The sequence below is a fragment of the Pseudomonas sp. PGPR40 genome, assembly GCF_022014505.1.
In the GTDB taxonomy this organism is placed as follows: Bacteria; Pseudomonadota; Gammaproteobacteria; order Pseudomonadales; family Pseudomonadaceae; genus Aquipseudomonas.
On sequence record NZ_JAKLSP010000009.1, the window covers coordinates 99,695 to 115,310 of the forward strand.

Below are 15,616 nucleotides of genomic sequence, written 5' to 3' on the forward strand. Positions count from 1 at the left end.
AAAAGAACCGATGATTTAGTGGGCGCTCCAGAACCAGTGAAACCCGTTCTGTGGTCGAACTTCCGAGCGCTAGTCGACCTTGGGGTGCCCCGCCGCAGCGGCAAGTCCTTGAAGGCATTGGACTTTGGAACGGTTTTGTTTCTCGGGATTGGTTACCCAAGCTGTCGGTTTCCTTTCGAAAACCCTTCAAGATGACCATACACCTTGAAGTCTTGAAGACACGCTACGCGTGTCGCACAGAGGCGCTTATAGTAACGACTTTTCGCACGTCAGGCTTGTCCCAATACCTGTCTGTCATGCGCAACCCTGTAGGAGCGAGCTTGCTCGCGAAAGCGGTGTGTCAGTCACCAGAAATGTTGAATGTACCGGCCTCTTCGCGAGCAAGCTCGCTCCTACAGGTTGCAATACCCCTATTCCGTACATTGTTCGAGAGTCATTCATGCCCTTATCCGCCAACGTCAACAGCGCCCCGATTGCCCACAAGGCCGACGGTTGCGACCCGTATGCCTGGCTGCAGGAGCGCGACACCGACGCGGTGCTCGATTACCTGAAAGCTGAAAACCGCTATCAAGAGGCGCAAACCGCCGATCAGGCCGGGCTGCGCGAAACCCTGTTCGAAGAGATCAAAGCGCGGATTCTCGAAACCGATCTGTCGCTGCCCTCGCCTTGGGGCCCGTACCTGTATTACACGCGCACCACCGCCGGTGACGAATACGCCCGTCACTACCGCTGCCCGCGTCCGGCCGATGGCAGCCTGCAGATCGACGAAAGCCAGGAACTACTGCTGCTTGATCCGAATGTGTTGGCCAAGGGAGGCTTCTTTTCCCTGGGCGCGTTCAGCATCAGCCCGGACCACCAGCGTCTGGCCTACAGCATCGACTCCAGCGGCGAAGAGATTTACACGCTGTTCGTGAAGGAATTATCCAGCAGCCGCGTCAGCGAACTGGAATTCCAGAACTGCGACGGCAGCATGACCTGGGCCAACGACAGCCTGACGCTGTTCTTCGGCGAACTCGACGACACCCATCGCCCGCACAAACTGTTCCGCTATCGGCTGGACGGCACCGCGGCCGAAGAAGTGTTCCATGAGCCGGACGGCCGATTCTTTTTGCATTGCTACCGCTCAAGCTCCGAACGGCAACTGCTGTTGTCGCTGGGCAGCAAGACCACCAGCGAAGTCTGGGTACTTGACGCCTCTCTGCCGCATCAGGCCTTTACCTGCCTGGCGCCGAGGGTCGAAGAACATGAGTACGAGGTCGATCACGGCAAACTCGATGGCGAGTGGACGTGGCTGATCCGCACCAACCGCGATGGCATCAATTTCGCCCTGTACCAGGCCGCCGATACCGGCGTCGCGCCGACTGAAGCCGATTGGCAGAACCTGATTCCCCACAGCGACACAGTGATGCTCGAAGGCATGAGCCTGAACGCCGAGGCCATGACCCTGAGCCTGCGCGAAGGTGGCCTGCCGATCATCGAAGTCCGCCCACAGGACTTGGTGCCCTATCGCGTGCAATTGCCGGACGCGGCCTACAGCCTGCATGTGCAGAACAGCCTGGAATTTGTCAGCGACAGGATCCGTCTGCGCTACGAAGCCTTGAACCGCCCGGCGCAGATTCGCCAACTGATTCTGAGCAGTGGCGAGCAGCAAGTCCTCAAGGAAACCCCGGTGCTCGGCCCGTTCGACGCCGATGCATACGTCAGCCAGCGACTTTGGGCGACGGCACCGGACGGTACGCAAGTGCCGGTCAGCCTTGTGGTCAAACGCGAGTTCCTCGGCAAGCCGACGCCGCTTTATCTGTACGGCTATGGCGCCTACGGCGAAAGCCTCGACCCGTGGTTTTCCCATGCCCGCCTGAGCCTGCTGGATCGCGGCATGGCGTTTGCCATCGCTCATGTACGCGGTGGCGGTGAGTTGGGCGAAGCCTGGTATCGCGCCGGCAAACAGGAACACAAGCACAACACCTTCAGCGACTTCATCGCTTGCGCCGAACACCTGATCGCCAACGGCTTCACCACCCCATCGCAGCTGGCGATCAGCGGTGGCAGCGCCGGTGGTTTGCTGATCGGCGCGGTGCTTAATCAGCGGCCGGAGCTGTTCGCTGCGGCGATTGCTGAAGTGCCGTTTGTCGACGTACTTAACACCATGCTCGACCCGGAGTTGCCGCTGACCGTCACGGAATACGACGAGTGGGGCAACCCGCAAGAGCCGGACGTCTATGATCGGATCAAGGCCTACGCCCCGTACGAAAACGTCACCGCACAAGCCTATCCGGCAACGCTGGTGATCGCCGGCTACAACGACAGTCGCGTGCAGTACTGGGAAGCGGCCAAATGGGTGGCGAAATTGCGCGCGACCAAAACCGACGCCAATCCCCTGCTGCTCAAGACCGAATTGGGCGCCGGGCATGGCGGGATGAGCGGTCGTTATCAGGGATTACGTGACGTAGCCCTCGAATACGCATTTGTTTTCAAGGTTTTGGGCATCGCCTGAGGGACTTGGCCCGGTGTGCCAGTCTTAACACCAAACACCGGGCCCGATACACCACACATTCCCTGTGGGAGCGGGCTTGCTCGCGAAGGCGGCGTAACAGTCAACAATGATGTTGAATGTGATGCCCTCTTCGCGAGCAAGCCCGCTCCCACAGGGGATTTTCGGTGATTTCAGATCCGGAACAGACACATAAAAAGACCGTGACGACATGTCAGAACCGACCTTACTGAACAAAGAAATTCGCGACTGGCTGATGGACTGCGGCCTGTTCGATCAACTGCTGCCGGCAGACTTCGTGGCGGCTTCGGGTTATTTCAGCATCAGCACCGTCGTCGAAGGCGAAGAGATTTTCCATGAGGGCGATGCCGGCAGTTTCATGTGCATCATCCACACCGGCCAGGTCGCGGTGCAGAAGACCAACAGCGACGGGCAACGGGTGACCATGGCCACCTTGCGCAGCGGTCGGGCGTTCGGTGAAATGGCCGTGCTCGACGGTGAACGGCGCTCGGCCAGTTGCGTGGCCGCGAGCAATTGCCAGTTGCTCAATCTGGGCAAGGACTCTCTGGAAAAGATGCTCAACGACGCGCCGAAAATCGCCGCCAAAATCATCCGCGCCCTCGCCGTTTCCCTTTCCAAACGCTTGCGCATGGCCGATGGACAACTGCTCTCGCAGCAGATTTAGATACTTACCCGCCCGGCGTTTTGATTTTCGTTGTACTCGGCTCAAGGCCCGGCAAGGTCTGGTCCTTGGGCGGATTGGGCATTTCGATCGGCGGCAACAACGGTGGCCCGCCACTGCCGGAACCGGCCTTGGGCACGCTGGCAGGGGTGATCTGCGGATACGGCGTCGGCGTGGCGGTGCCCGGTGAACCGGGCATCGGCACAGGGCTGGTGGGGATGGTTTGCAGCTCCTGGGCCTGCACTGCAGTTATCGAGAGCGCGGCCAGGGCAATGACCGTTAGAATGGTGCGCTTCATCAATGGCTCCGTTGGCCTTGTGGTCTTTTGCAGGCTACTCCCAACTGCGCTCGTTTGCCTTCCTCCATCTATCAATTTCTCCTCAAGAGAGCCCCATGAAACGTTTCGTTCTGCTCGACACCACCCCCATTCCTGAAAACGGCGGTGCCTTGTGCCTGTTCGAATATGGCGAGGATTTCGTCATCAAGATTCAGGGCGGTGACGGCGGGCAGTTGATGAACACCCGCATGCACGGCTCCGAAGATGCCCTGGCCGAAATCCCCTGCCGCAAGGTCGCCGGCCGGCCGAATTCGCGGGTATTGATCGGTGGCCTGGGCATGGGCTTCACCCTCGCCTCGGCGCTCAAGCATTTGGGCAAGACGGCTGAAGTGGTGGTCGCCGAGCTGGTGCCCGGTGTGGTTGAGTGGAACCGTGGGCCGCTGGGTGAGAAAGCCGGCAACCCGCTGCTCGACCGGCGCACCGTGATCCGTATGGAAGATGTGGCCAACGTGTTGCAAGCCGAACCACAAGGTTTCGATGCGATCATGCTCGACGTCGACAACGGCCCCGAAGGCCTGACACAGAAAGCCAACAGCTGGCTCTATTCCGCTGGAGGCCTGAGTGCCTGTGCCAAGGCCCTGCGCCCCAAAGGCGTGCTGGCGGTGTGGTCGGCCAGTGCCGACCGGCAGTTTTCCGACAAGCTGAAAAAAGCCGGTTTCAAGGCCGAAGAAGTGCAAGTCTTCGCCCACGGCAACAAGGGCACACGCCACACCATCTGGATTGCCGAGAAGCTCAAGGGCTGAGCTAAACTTCGCTTAATACCGTCATTAGTCATTTAACAAAGGTGAACCCATGAGTTCGTCCACCCCAACCAACACATCGAAGCTGGACCGCATCCTTGCCGACAATCAGCGCGACAAGGAAATGGGTTACCGCGACAAGGCCCTGAAGATGTACCCGCACGTGTGCGGCCGCTGCGCCCGTGAATTCTCCGGCAAGCGCCTGAGCGAACTGACCGTGCATCACCGCGACCACAACCATGACAACAACCCTCAGGACGGTTCGAACTGGGAGCTGTTGTGCCTGTATTGCCATGACAATGAGCACTCGCGGTATACCGATCAGCAGTATTTTGATGAAGGCTCGCTGAGTACGCCAAAAATTGCCAAGGCGACGCATAACCCGTTTGCGGCGTTGGCGGGGTTGATGAAGAAAGAAGACTGACAATCTTCAGCGCCTCGACCGGCCCCTTCGCGAGCAAGCCCGCTCCCACATTTAATCTGCGGCGTACACAAATAGTGTGTTCACCCGAGATCCAGTGTGGGAGCGGGCTTGCTCGCGAAAGCGATCGAACAATCACCACCAATCTACAATCTGACCACCCTCCCCCAATCCCCGTATAATCGCCGTTTTTTCCCCGAAGGCACCCCGCTCGTGGCAGACAAACGGTACAGCTGCATTGGTTTGTATAACCCCAAATCACCGGAGAACGTCGGTTCGGTGATGCGCGCCGCCGGCTGCTATGGCGTGGCGTCGGTGTTTTATACCGGCAAGCGTTATGAACGCGCCGCCGACTTCGTCACCGACACCAAGAGAGTCCACTACGACATTCCGCTGATCGGCATCGACGACCTGAAAAAAATCCTGCCCCTGGGCTGTGTGCCGGTCGCGGTGGAACTGGTCGACGGTGCCCGCTCGCTGCCGGAATACACTCACCCGGATCGCGCCCTCTACATCTTTGGCCCCGAAGACGGCTCGCTGGATAAAGAAATCCGCGACTGGTGCGAAGATGTGGTCTACATCCCGACCACCGGCTGCATGAATCTGGCGGCCACCGTCAACGTTGTGCTGTACGACCGCATGGCCAAGGGCAACAACACCCGCTCGGGTCCTAAATTCCGCTGAATTGCCACATATTCGATGGAACAAGCCGCTCGCCCAGACAGTCAGCTAAATATCTATTGCTGAAGCAACCCTTCCCTGCCTGGAGACAGATCATGCGCGAGTTCAATCCTGTAGAACGTATCGAAACCACCCCGTTCCAGAGCTCTTCCGTACAGAACGTTCATGGTTGGGAACGCGCCGGCTCCCTGGCGGGTGGCGTGGTCATGCTGAGTAAAGGTCTGCGACGCGGCGGCGTGTTCGGACTGATTGAAATAGCCATCGGCGGCATGGCCCTGGCCCGGGGTATCACTGGGCATTGCTCGGCGAAAAGACTGTTGGAAAAGAACCGTCAGGACATGGAAAACGCTCGCGCGAGAATCGACCGCGCCGGGGATGAGCTGAGCCGCATGAAAGCCAATGCCGAAGCGGCGACCAGCACGGCGACCGTGACGGGTAATGATTCGTTGAACTCGCCTAAGGCTGGGGTTTGATCCGAAATTTGCGGTGAGGCGCGGGGCCTCTTCGCGGGCAACCCTCGCTCCTACAGACAATTTTGTGGATGACACTAATCCTGTAGGAGCGAGGCTTGCCCGCGAAGGCGGTATTACTGAAGCAACCCGGTATCGAGCACCCTGGAAGCCTCGCCAATAACGCTTCCCCTCAAGCGGGAGCAAGCTCGCCACCAATTAACCCGCGCGAAAAATCAGATGCTCTTCCCAATCGTCTTCGGCCACGCTGCCCTCGGCGAGCATGCGCCCGGACTGGGAAATGCGTTCGTGATGCACCGCCTCGCGATCACCGCACACCAAGTGATGCCAGAGCGGCAAATCCTTGCCTTCGCTGACCAGTCGATAGCCGCAGGTCGGCGGCAGCCATTTGAATTCATCAGCCTTGCCCGGCGTGAGCTGGATGCAATCGGGCACAAAGTCGCGGCGATTGGGGTAATCAGTGCACTGACAGGTTTTGAGGTCCAACAGTTTGCAGGCGATACGCGTGTAGTAGACGGCGTTGTCGTCTTCGTCCTCGAGTTTTTGCAGGCAGCACAGGCCACAGCCGTCGCACAGCGATTCCCATTCCTCTTGATCGAGTTGATCGAGGGTTTTGCGTATCCAGAACGGTTCGACTTTGGCGGCCATGGCTCAAGCATCAACATCAAGTGGTGAAAAGGCCGCCAGTCTAGTGCCAAGACCCCGGCGGGCCAAGCATTGGCGACTGTCGGTAGAACGCGCTTGTCAGTTATTGCGCCGCCAAGTAGGGTTTTGCGTCGCCCTTCACTTTCAAACCTAGCAAGGAATCTCTTGATGAGTGCCAATCCACGCGTTGCCGACTACGCCATTCACCCTCAGTTCACCGATCGCTGGTCGCCCCGTGCCTTCACCGGCGAAACCATTGCCGAAGAGACCCTGCTGAGCTTCTTCGAAGCTGCACGCTGGGCGCCATCGGCGTACAACTCGCAGCCTTGGCGGTTTCTCTATGCGCGTCGCGACACGCCGAACTGGGAGCGTTACCTGGGCCTGCTGAACGAGTTCAACCGCAGCTGGGCGCAGCACGCCTCGGCGCTGGTGATCGTGGTTTCGAAAACCACCTTTGCGATACCTGGCGCCAGCGAAGAAACACCCGCGCTGTGGCACTCCTTCGATACCGGTTCGGCCTGGGGGCACTTGGCGCTGCAAGCGAGCATCAGCGGCTGGCACACCCACGGTATGGCCGGTTTTGATCAGGAGCTGACCCGCAAAGAGCTGAATATTCCTGAAGGTTATGCGCTGCACGCGGCAGTGGCGATCGGCAAGCTGGGCGACAAGGCGACGCTGGCCGAGTACCTGCAAGCGCGCGAAGAGCCAAGCCCGCGTCGTCCGTTGAGCGAATTGGCCGCCGAAGGTGATTTCACCCTCTAACCGACGATGAAGTTCAAATGTGGGAGCGGGCTTGCTCGCGAAGGCGGTGTATCAGCCGATATTCAAGGTGATTGACACACCGTTTTCGCGAGCAAGCCCGCTCCCACATTTGATTGGTGGTGGATTTAATACCCCCGATTGAAATCCACTTCCCCGCGCAACGCTTCGCCCGCCTGATACGCCCGCAGGTTCTCGACAAACAACTTCACCATCATCGGTGGCGAAGTCGGTGCCGAACTGTGGCCGGTCAACAACAGGCCCCACGCGGTCCAGAACGGATGGCGTTGCGGCAGCGGTTCCTGACGGCAGACGTCGATCACGGCTCCGGCCAGATGCCCTTCCTTCAAGGCTTCCACCAGATCTGCATCGACCACCGCCACGCCGCGCCCGACGTTGATGAACAATCCCGTCGGCTTGAACCGCTTGAACAGTGCGGCGTCGTACAGGTCGTGAGTATTCGGGGTATTGGGCAGCAGATTGATCACGTAATCCACTTCACCGACCAGGCGCGGCAAATCGCTCAGCACACCGACTTCGACAAAGGGCGCCTGCTCCCGGGCGGTGCTGGCGATGCCATATAACTCGACGCCAAACGGCAACAGAAACTGCGCCACGGTCTGACCGATATCACCGGTGCCGACGATCAACACCTTGCGTCCTGCCAGGCTTTGACTCTGGCGGCTGTCCCATTTGCGCTCGACCTGGCTGACCAGTCGCGCCAGTACTTCGCGTTCGTGGCCAAGCATGTAAGTCAGCACATATTCGGCCATGACCTGACCGAAAATCCCTACCGCGCGAGTCAGGCGATAGTGCCGCGGCAAGCCGTCGGCCAGCAACGGCGTGATGCCGGCCCAGGTCGATTGCAGCCATTGTGGTTCGTGGCCCTGACGCAGCAAGGTCGCCAGCAGATCCGGCTGACCGAGCCAGACCTGGCACTCGGCGGCCTGACGGGCCAATTCGGCAGAGTCGCCGCTGGTCAGTACTTCCAGATCAGGCGCTGCCTGACGCAGCAGTTGGGCATACACAGGATGGTCGTGTTCAGCAATCAGAACGCGCATGGTTCAAACCTTTCAAAAACAGTGCAGGCGGCCGCCGACGGAGTATCACTCCATCGCCCTGGCCATCGTCAAAATCATTCCAGTTTTTCATGAAGGCTCTGAACAGAGCCTGTCTGTCGACTACATCGGATCGTTGCGTCGCAGCAATTCTTCCGGCAGGTGCTCGATGTATTCGTCTTCGGCCGGCGGCATTTGCAGGTGGTAGCCCTGCTTGTCGAGGTTTTCCAGCACGACGACGATGTCTTCACTGGCCAGTTTGCGCTCGGGCGACAGCACCAGATCGAAGGAATGTTTCGGCTTGCCGAAGGCCAGCATCAGCGCTTCCGGCACACGTTCAAGCGCATCGCTTTTGAGCACATAAAGGTACATGCCGCTGCGCTTGGAGCTTTGGTAGATGGAGCAAATACGTTTCAAGGCTGTTCTCCGGCGGTGGCCAGGCTGTCGAGCAGCGCCTGGCCCATCAATTCGCGGCGCCAGCCACGCAGCGAATCAGGCAATTGGTAAGGACCATTGGGGAAGCCGCTTTTGAGCAACGCTTCCAGGGTTTTCTTGCGCAGCATCAGCTCTGGCGCGATGTTCAGGCGCTCGGCTTCGGCCTGGCCGATGGCGCGCAGCTGTTTGACCAGCGCGGCGGCTTCCACCGGTAACGGCTCCGGCACTGCTGGCGGCCATTGATCAGGCGACACACTGCCAGAGCGCTTGATCAGATCAAGCAGAAATTCGCCGTCCTGACGCACGGTACGCGGGTGCATGTCTTCGATTTTCGCCAGCGCGCCGAGGTTGTCCGGTTGCGTGCGCGCCAACGGCCACAGGGAATGTTCACGGACGATGCGGTTGCGCGGCAGATCACGGGCACGGGCCTGCGTCTCACGCCAGGCGCAAAGTTCACGCAACACAGCGAGTTGGGCACGGGACAGTTTCCAGGCCAGTTTGGCGTCGCGATAGACCTCATACGGGTCGACCTCGCGACGCAGATTGGCCACCAGCTCGGCACCGTCCTCCAGGACCCAGGCGTATTTTTCGTCAGAAAGCTTCGGACGCAGCTGTACGAAAACTTCCGCCAGATGCAAGGCATCTTCGGCGGCGTAGCTGATCTGGGTGTCGGACAGCGGACGTTGCAGCCAGTCGGAACGGGTTTCGCCTTTGGGCAGGTCGATGCCGAGCACCTCCTGCACCAACCGCGAATAGCCCATCGAGAAACCGAGGTTCAGGTAAGCGGCGGCCAGTTGGGTGTCGAACAGCGGCGCCGGCAAGCTGCCGGTCAGGCGCAGTAATACTTCGAGGTCTTCGCTGCACGCATGCACGACTTTGACCACGGCCGGGTTTTCCAGCAACGCGGCCAACGGCTGCCAATTGTCGATGGTCAGCGGGTCAATCAGGTAAGCGCGTACGCCATCGCCAATCTGCAGCAGGCCTGCAATCGGATAAAAGGTGTCGACCCGCATGAATTCGGTGTCGAGGGCAACGAATGGCAGCTGCTGCCACTCGGCACAAAACTGACCGAGGCTATCGTTGTCGCGAATCCAGTGAATATCGATGGCCACACGGCTCTCCCTTGAAGAATGGCGCGCAGTATATATCGCCCCCGGCGATTTCCGCGCATCCACTGAACAAGAGCTTTAGCGAAAATACCTGCAGAACAGCAAGAATTGTCTGACAGGTGGAAATTAGTTGCCCTTACGCAACACGTAGACCCGCATCCGCGCGCACCCCGGCAGGAAGTCCTGATGGCTGAGCAAGTGGAAACCCGCCTGCCTGAACTCGGCCTCAAGCTCGGCTTTACTGGCCTGTGGCCGGACGTTTGCGCCTTCCGCACCCGATCGATGCAGCTTGAAATGCGCATCGACTCGCACCGCCACAATCACCGTATCGCGACTGACCCGATGGAATTCGCCCAGCATGGCCAACCGATGCTCAGGACTGGCGAGGAGTTGAAACAGTTGCATGCAAAAAATGCAGTCAACTGCGTTCGCAGACAAACCGATGGTGAAGGCTGAACTTTGAAAGGTCTTGATCCGTTCCAGCAACTGTTGCGGATGATGGGTGCGGGCATGATCGAGCATGTTCTGAGACGGATCGGTCGCAAGAATCACCCGATTCGCATGCTCGGCCAGTACCGGCCAAAAGCGCCCCACTCCGCAAGTCACATCAAGAATCAGTCCCGGTTCGCCCGCGACCTGAAGCGCGTTACGCACCAGTTGCTCATCGCGCCAGAACGTCAAACGCCCTGCCAGGCCACGCGGTCGCGACTGAAGGCAGACGCGGGCGTGTTCCTGGTCGTAGCGCCGGGCGAGCTCGAGTTCGATGGCGGATGGGTGCAGCGCGGACATGTGCAAGGGCTCTTGTTGGAATATCAACTGACGGCAGATTAACGACTGGCGCGTGAAAAAAAGGTCGACGGGCTCATTTTTTGGCCAGCACACCGTCGATCACTGCGCCGCGGCAGCCGGCAAACATGTCCAGCTCCGGGTTATAGACTTTGCTATTGACCTCCAGGAGGCCAAGCATGGAATGGAACAGGTTGTCTTGACTCAAGGGCTTTTCGCGACTCAGTTGCAGGCAATGGGTGTCGACCGAAAAGGACTTTTGATAGCTGTCGGAGAACCACGCCAGCATCGCTACATGCTTCTGTTGTTCCGGCGCCAGCAGGTAAGGCGTGCCATGAAGAAACAGGTTGTATTCGCCTAGCGATTCGCCGTGATCCGACAGATAAAGCATCGCGGTATCGACTTTGTCCTGGTTGCTTCGCAATAGATCGATCAGGGTCGACAGCACATGATCGGTGTACACCAATGTGTTGTCGTAACCATTAACGATACTTTCGCGGCTGCAATTGTTTAGTGCATTGCTTTCACACACCGGGGTGAAGAGTTCGTATTCTTTCGGGTAGCGCTTGAAGTATTCCGGACCGTGACTGCCCATTTGATGCAGTACCAGCACGGTGTCTTTATCCAGCGTATCGATGAAGTGCTGCAAACCTTGCAGAAGAATTTCATCGCGGCACTCGCTGTTGGCGCACAGCACCGGGTCTTTCAGATTACTCACATCCTCGACAGTGACCCGATCGCAGGTGCCTTTACAGCCCGACTGGTTATCGCGCCAGATCACCTCCAAACCGGCATGCTTGAGCACATCCAGCAGACCTTCCTCGTTCTTCGCCTTGCTGGCGTTGTAATCCTTGCGGCCCATGTTGGAGAACATGCAGGGCACCGAAACGGCTGTTTCCGTGCCGCAAGAATGCACATCGGTGAACGCGATCAGGCCGGCCTCTTTATCCAGTGTGGGTGTGGTATCGCGGTCATAACCCAGGATGCCGAAGTTTTCCGCCCGGGCACTTTCACCCACCACCAGTACCGTCAGGGATTTACGGCCGTGGGTCTGCCAGACCGGGTTTTTCGCGGCATCTTCACCGAGTTTGATAAAGGGTTGTCGGGCAGAAACGACTTGCTCGCGCAGATAGCCGAACGAGGCACCGATGTAGTTGCTTGGCACCACCATCAAGCGCAATTCATGGTGATTGCGAAACAACGACGACAGGCCTTGATAGTTGACCAGGGCGACACCACCGATCACTGCAACCGAGGCGACACTCACCAGCACTTTACTTAATAATTCCCGGTACCAACGACGGTAATTAACTGGCGTCTTCCACAACAACCACGATGGCAAAACTCCGAGCAAACCAATATAAACAAACAACTTCAAGGACAGTAAGTCGCGCACTTCTGTGGCATTGGTTTCTGCGAAGTTACGAAACATGCCGGCGTCGATCAACACACCGTATTGGCTCATGAAATACGCTACGCCGGCACTGACCAAAAAGATCAGCGTCAACACGGGTTTCATCACAGGCCGGAATGAAAGCAAGGTCAGCACAATGTTGAAGACCGCCAGGATCATCACCCCGAACGCGACACGCATGGCGATGCCTTGACCGTCTGCAGCGGTGATATCGAAGAGGTGTTGCCAGAGAACTGAATTGAACCCTGCCAATAAAAAGGCACTGGCAATCAACGCCACCCACTCCGGGCGCACGGCTTTGAACTTCAACATGATGATCGGCTGTTCCTGAAAAGAAGTGCCCGCGGCTAATGTAAAAACTTCATTTACCGCGACAACACAAATCTTAAGCAGCCAACCCTCAATTTTTCGTGAAAAAGAAGCCAACGATTAGTTGGCTCATAACAATTAGGCCAAAACTTTCAACAGTGGAAACTCGTTTCAAGTCTGATGCAGATACCAGCGCCAGTCCTGCTCACCGACTTCGCCCATGAACTGCCGGTACTCGGCACGTTTCACCGCCAGATACACGCCAAGAAACTCACTGCCGAATGCCTCCCGCGCCCAGTTCGAAGCCTCCAGCGCTCGCAACGTGGTCAACCAGTCGGTTGGTAACAATTGCGTAGCCTGGGCGTACCCGTTGCCTTCCACGGGTGCTCCAGGGTCAAGTTGCTCGCGGATGCCGCGATGAATCCCGGCGAGAATCGCCGCAGCCGCCAGGTACGGGTTGGCGTCGGCCCCACAGATACGGTGCTCGATATGCCGGGAGAACGCCGGCCCGCCGGGCACTCGCAAACTCACGGTGCGGTTATCCACCCCCCAGGTAGCCGCCAGGGGGGCGTAGCTGTTGGTCTGGAAGCGACGGTACGAGTTGGCGTTCGGACAGAACAGCAGTAACGAATCGAGCAATGTGTCGAGCATCCCGCCGACCGCGTGTTTGAGCAGCGGGGTGCCATCCGGGGCTTCGCTGGCGAACAGATTGTTGCCGTCCTTGTCCGCCAGGCTGACGTGCATGTGCATCCCGGTGCCGGCCAGATCATCGAAAGGCTTGGCCATGAAGCAGGCGGTCATTCCGTGTTTGTGGGCCACGCCCTTGACCAGCCGTTTGTAGCGCACCGCTTCATCCATCGCCTGCAAAGCATCGGTGCGGTGTTCGAGGGTGATTTCCACCTGCCCCGGCGCATATTCGGAGATCGCCGTGCGCGCCGGAATGCCCTGAAGTTTGCAGGCGCTGTAAAGGTCGGCCAGAAACGGCTCGATTTGCTCCAGTTCCCGCAAGCCATAAACCTGCGTGGCGCGTGGCCGCCCACCATCGACATCCCGCGCCGGCTGCGGCCGACCGTTGCTGTCGCGCTGCTGATCCAGCAGATAGAACTCCAGCTCCGCCGCCATCACCGGGTAATAACCGTCGGCCTGCAAGCTTTCGATGACCTTGGCCAGCAGGTGCCGTGGGTCGGCAATGGTCGCGGGCATGCCCTCCTTTGGATGCATGCTGACCTGCACCGCCGCCGTGGGAATCAATCGCCACGGCATGCGCTGCAAACTGCCGCTGATCGGGTAGGCCCGGCAATCGATATCACCGACGTCCCAGACCAGCCCGGAATTTTCTACGTCATCGCCATTGATGGTCAGGCCCAGAATGGTACTCGGCAGCGGCCGCCCGCTTTCGTACACCGCCAGCAGTTCATCGCGATGCAGCAACTTGCCCCGTGGCACACCGTTGTTATCGACGATGAACAACTCGAACATCTCGATATCCGGATTGTGTTCCAGGAAGGTCAGGGCTTGTTCTTTCGTGGCGAAGGATGTCGTGGCACAACTCATGGTAATTCTCGTCTATCCGCGTCAGGCAAACGCACAGGCGCCGCCGGTTTGATCCCGGCTCACAGCGCGGGACCTGTCAGAACAATCAACGGGATATGCAAGAATCCGGCGGGCGCGCGTGGCGGCAGTGCCATAGCGCCCAGAAGGCCAGTTCGGAGGGAAGTGCGACCGGACAACCGTCCATAGAGAAGACCGCAGTAAACAGATGACCCCCAGCGTCACATGGGCGGTTAAGTCGTTAAATCGGGATTTGAAGAACCTTGGGTGCGATTTGGCTAAACATTCACTGAATGCCCTAAGTGAACAAAATCTACCAAACACCGCAGATCATAATGTGGGAGCGGGCTTGCTCGCGAAAGCGGAGTGTCAGTCGACAAAGATGTCGGATGTGGCGGCCCCTTCGCGAGCAAGCCCGCTCCCACATTGGATCTGCGTTGCATCACAGGTATTTAATTTTTAAATACCCCTCCAGACTTTCTGATTTGCCGCCTCAGGGGCTCGCGCGCCTAATTGGCTCCTTGTTCCTGAAGGTCCGATTATGGAAAACGTTCGCGCAACCTCCCGTCCTGCCTTCTGGCTGATGTTCGGCATCATTCTTGTTGCCTTGAACCTGCGTCCGTCCATGGCTGCTGTCGGGCCTTTGCTATCAGCCATTCGCGGTGATATCCCGCTGAGTTTCAGCCTGGCCTCACTCCTGACGATGCTGCCAGTCATGGCCATGGGGCTGGCGATGTTCTTCGGTATCGGTATCAGTCAGCGTTTGGGCGAGCAGCGCACCGTGGTGTTGTCGCTGTTGATCATTGGCCTTGCCACAGTATCGCGGCTGTTCCTCGATTCGGCGGCGGAGCTGATCTTGAGCGCTGTGTTGGCCGGCATCGGCATTGCGTTGATTCAGGCGTTAATGCCCGCCCTGATCAAGTCCCGTTTCAGCGACAACGTTTCCGTGTGCATGGGCCTCTACGTGACGTCGATCATGGGCGGCGCGGCAATCGCGGCGTCGTTTGCGCCGCTGGTGATGACCCGCACCGACAGTTGGCGAGTGGCGTTGGCGATCTGGGCAGCGCTGGCGCTGGTGGCGTTGCTGTTCTGGTGCGCCCAACGCTCGGGAATGCCGACGCTGGATGCCAAATCATCAGGCAAAGAATCCTTTTTCACCCATTCCCGCGCCTGGTTACTCGCGATCTTCTTCGGCCTCGGCACGGCGTCCTATACCTGTGTGCTGGCCTGGCTGGCGCCGTACTACGTGGAAAAAGGCTGGAGCGAACAACAGGCCGGTTTGTTGCTGGGCTTTTTGACCGCCATGGAAGTGTTGTCGGGGCTGTTGGTACCCGCCATCGCCAATCGCAGTCGCGACCGGCGGCTGGTGCTGGTGGTATTGCTGACGCTGATCATGGCCGGTTTCTGCGGGCTGATTCTGAACCCGCAACACCTGAGCCTGTTGTGGCCCTGCCTGCTTGGACTGGGCATCGGCGGGCTGTTCCCGATGAGCCTGATTGTGTCATTGGATCATCTGGACAATCCTCAACGCGCGGGCGGGCTGACCGCCTTCGTACAAGGTATCGGTTACCTGATTGCCGGCCTCTCGCCGCTGATGGCCGGGATAATTCGCGATCAGTTGGGCAGTTTCGAATGGGCCTGGTGGTCACTGACTGGCGTCATGGCGTTGATGATCCTGATGGCTCTGCGCTTCGATCCGCGGCATTACGCCAAACACATTCACTGACC

Annotated in this window: 16 protein-coding genes; 8 read left to right on the forward strand and 8 right to left on the reverse strand. The window is 58.7% G+C overall.

What is annotated here, in order from left to right:
* Positions 1-439: 439 nt before the first annotated feature.
* Both MEB48_RS10245 and MEB48_RS10250 read left to right on the forward strand, forming a co-directional pair.
* Positions 440-2,494, forward strand: a complete 2,055-nt coding sequence (locus MEB48_RS10245) for a S9 family peptidase (RefSeq protein ID WP_237884159.1) — start codon at positions 440-442, stop codon at positions 2,492-2,494.
* A 208-nt stretch (positions 2,495-2,702) separates the two neighbouring features.
* Positions 2,703-3,176 carry a cyclic nucleotide-binding domain-containing protein gene (locus tag MEB48_RS10250; protein ID WP_237884160.1) on the forward strand — a complete coding sequence of 158 codons (474 nt, stop codon included), beginning with the start codon at positions 2,703-2,705 and terminating at the stop codon, positions 3,174-3,176.
* A 4-nt stretch (positions 3,177-3,180) separates the two neighbouring features.
* On the opposite strand, the gene MEB48_RS10255 is transcribed toward MEB48_RS10250, so the two are convergent.
* Positions 3,181-3,471 (reverse strand): hypothetical protein, encoded by a 291-nt coding sequence (locus tag MEB48_RS10255; RefSeq protein WP_237884161.1) that lies wholly within the window; start codon positions 3,469-3,471, stop codon positions 3,181-3,183.
* 95 nt (positions 3,472-3,566) lie between these two features.
* Between MEB48_RS10255 and MEB48_RS10260 the strand changes: the two genes are divergently transcribed.
* The 4 genes from MEB48_RS10260 (at position 3,567) to MEB48_RS10275 (ending at position 5,825) form a co-directional block, all read left to right on the forward strand.
* Complete coding sequence (locus MEB48_RS10260; RefSeq protein ID WP_237884162.1) at positions 3,567-4,253, forward strand: spermidine synthase; 687 nt, start codon at positions 3,567-3,569, stop codon at positions 4,251-4,253.
* 49 nt (positions 4,254-4,302) lie between these two features.
* Positions 4,303-4,674 (forward strand): YajD family HNH nuclease, encoded by a 372-nt coding sequence (locus MEB48_RS10265; RefSeq protein ID WP_007898702.1) that lies wholly within the window; start codon positions 4,303-4,305, stop codon positions 4,672-4,674.
* 210 nt (positions 4,675-4,884) lie between these two features.
* A complete protein-coding gene (locus tag MEB48_RS10270; protein WP_032830521.1) occupies positions 4,885-5,355 on the forward strand; it encodes an RNA methyltransferase in 471 nt (156 codons plus the stop codon).
* A gap of 92 nt (positions 5,356-5,447) precedes the next feature.
* Positions 5,448-5,825, forward strand: coding sequence for a YgaP family membrane protein (locus MEB48_RS10275; RefSeq protein WP_237884163.1), 378 nt, complete (start codon positions 5,448-5,450; stop codon positions 5,823-5,825).
* A 195-nt stretch (positions 5,826-6,020) separates the two neighbouring features.
* On the opposite strand, the gene MEB48_RS10280 is transcribed toward MEB48_RS10275, so the two are convergent.
* Positions 6,021-6,470 carry a YcgN family cysteine cluster protein gene (locus MEB48_RS10280; protein ID WP_237884164.1) on the reverse strand — a complete coding sequence of 150 codons (450 nt, stop codon included), beginning with the start codon at positions 6,468-6,470 and terminating at the stop codon, positions 6,021-6,023.
* Positions 6,471-6,635: 165 nt separating this feature from the next.
* Between MEB48_RS10280 and MEB48_RS10285 the strand changes: the two genes are divergently transcribed.
* Positions 6,636-7,229 carry a nitroreductase family protein gene (locus MEB48_RS10285; protein ID WP_237884165.1) on the forward strand — a complete coding sequence of 198 codons (594 nt, stop codon included), beginning with the start codon at positions 6,636-6,638 and terminating at the stop codon, positions 7,227-7,229.
* Positions 7,230-7,354: 125 nt separating this feature from the next.
* On the opposite strand, the gene MEB48_RS10290 is transcribed toward MEB48_RS10285, so the two are convergent.
* The 6 genes from MEB48_RS10290 to MEB48_RS10315 form a co-directional block, all read right to left on the reverse strand.
* The gene (locus MEB48_RS10290) at positions 7,355-8,287 is read right to left on the reverse strand and encodes a D-2-hydroxyacid dehydrogenase (RefSeq protein ID WP_237884166.1); all 933 of its coding nucleotides are present in this window, start codon (positions 8,285-8,287) and stop codon (positions 7,355-7,357) included.
* A gap of 120 nt (positions 8,288-8,407) precedes the next feature.
* On the reverse strand, positions 8,408-8,701 hold the full coding sequence (locus MEB48_RS10295) for a YcgL domain-containing protein (protein ID WP_095051521.1): 294 nt from the start codon (positions 8,699-8,701) through the stop codon (positions 8,408-8,410).
* Complete coding sequence (gene rnd / locus MEB48_RS10300) at positions 8,698-9,831, reverse strand: ribonuclease D (RefSeq protein ID WP_030132639.1); 1,134 nt, start codon at positions 9,829-9,831, stop codon at positions 8,698-8,700. The genes MEB48_RS10295 and rnd overlap by 4 nt, the downstream gene beginning before the upstream one ends.
* Positions 9,832-9,954: 123 nt before the next feature.
* The gene (locus MEB48_RS10305; RefSeq protein ID WP_237884167.1) at positions 9,955-10,617 is read right to left on the reverse strand and encodes a class I SAM-dependent methyltransferase; all 663 of its coding nucleotides are present in this window, start codon (positions 10,615-10,617) and stop codon (positions 9,955-9,957) included.
* A gap of 73 nt (positions 10,618-10,690) precedes the next feature.
* Entirely contained in the window at positions 10,691-12,340 is a 1,650-nt protein-coding gene (locus MEB48_RS10310; protein WP_237884168.1) for a phosphoethanolamine transferase, read from the reverse strand.
* Between the two features lie 168 nt (positions 12,341-12,508).
* Complete coding sequence (locus MEB48_RS10315) at positions 12,509-13,816, reverse strand: glutamine synthetase family protein (RefSeq protein WP_442969080.1); 1,308 nt, start codon at positions 13,814-13,816, stop codon at positions 12,509-12,511.
* Between the two features lie 613 nt (positions 13,817-14,429).
* Between MEB48_RS10315 and MEB48_RS10320 the strand changes: the two genes are divergently transcribed.
* Entirely contained in the window at positions 14,430-15,614 is a 1,185-nt protein-coding gene (locus MEB48_RS10320; RefSeq protein WP_237884170.1) for a cyanate transporter, read from the forward strand.
* Positions 15,615-15,616: the final 2 nt, after the last annotated feature.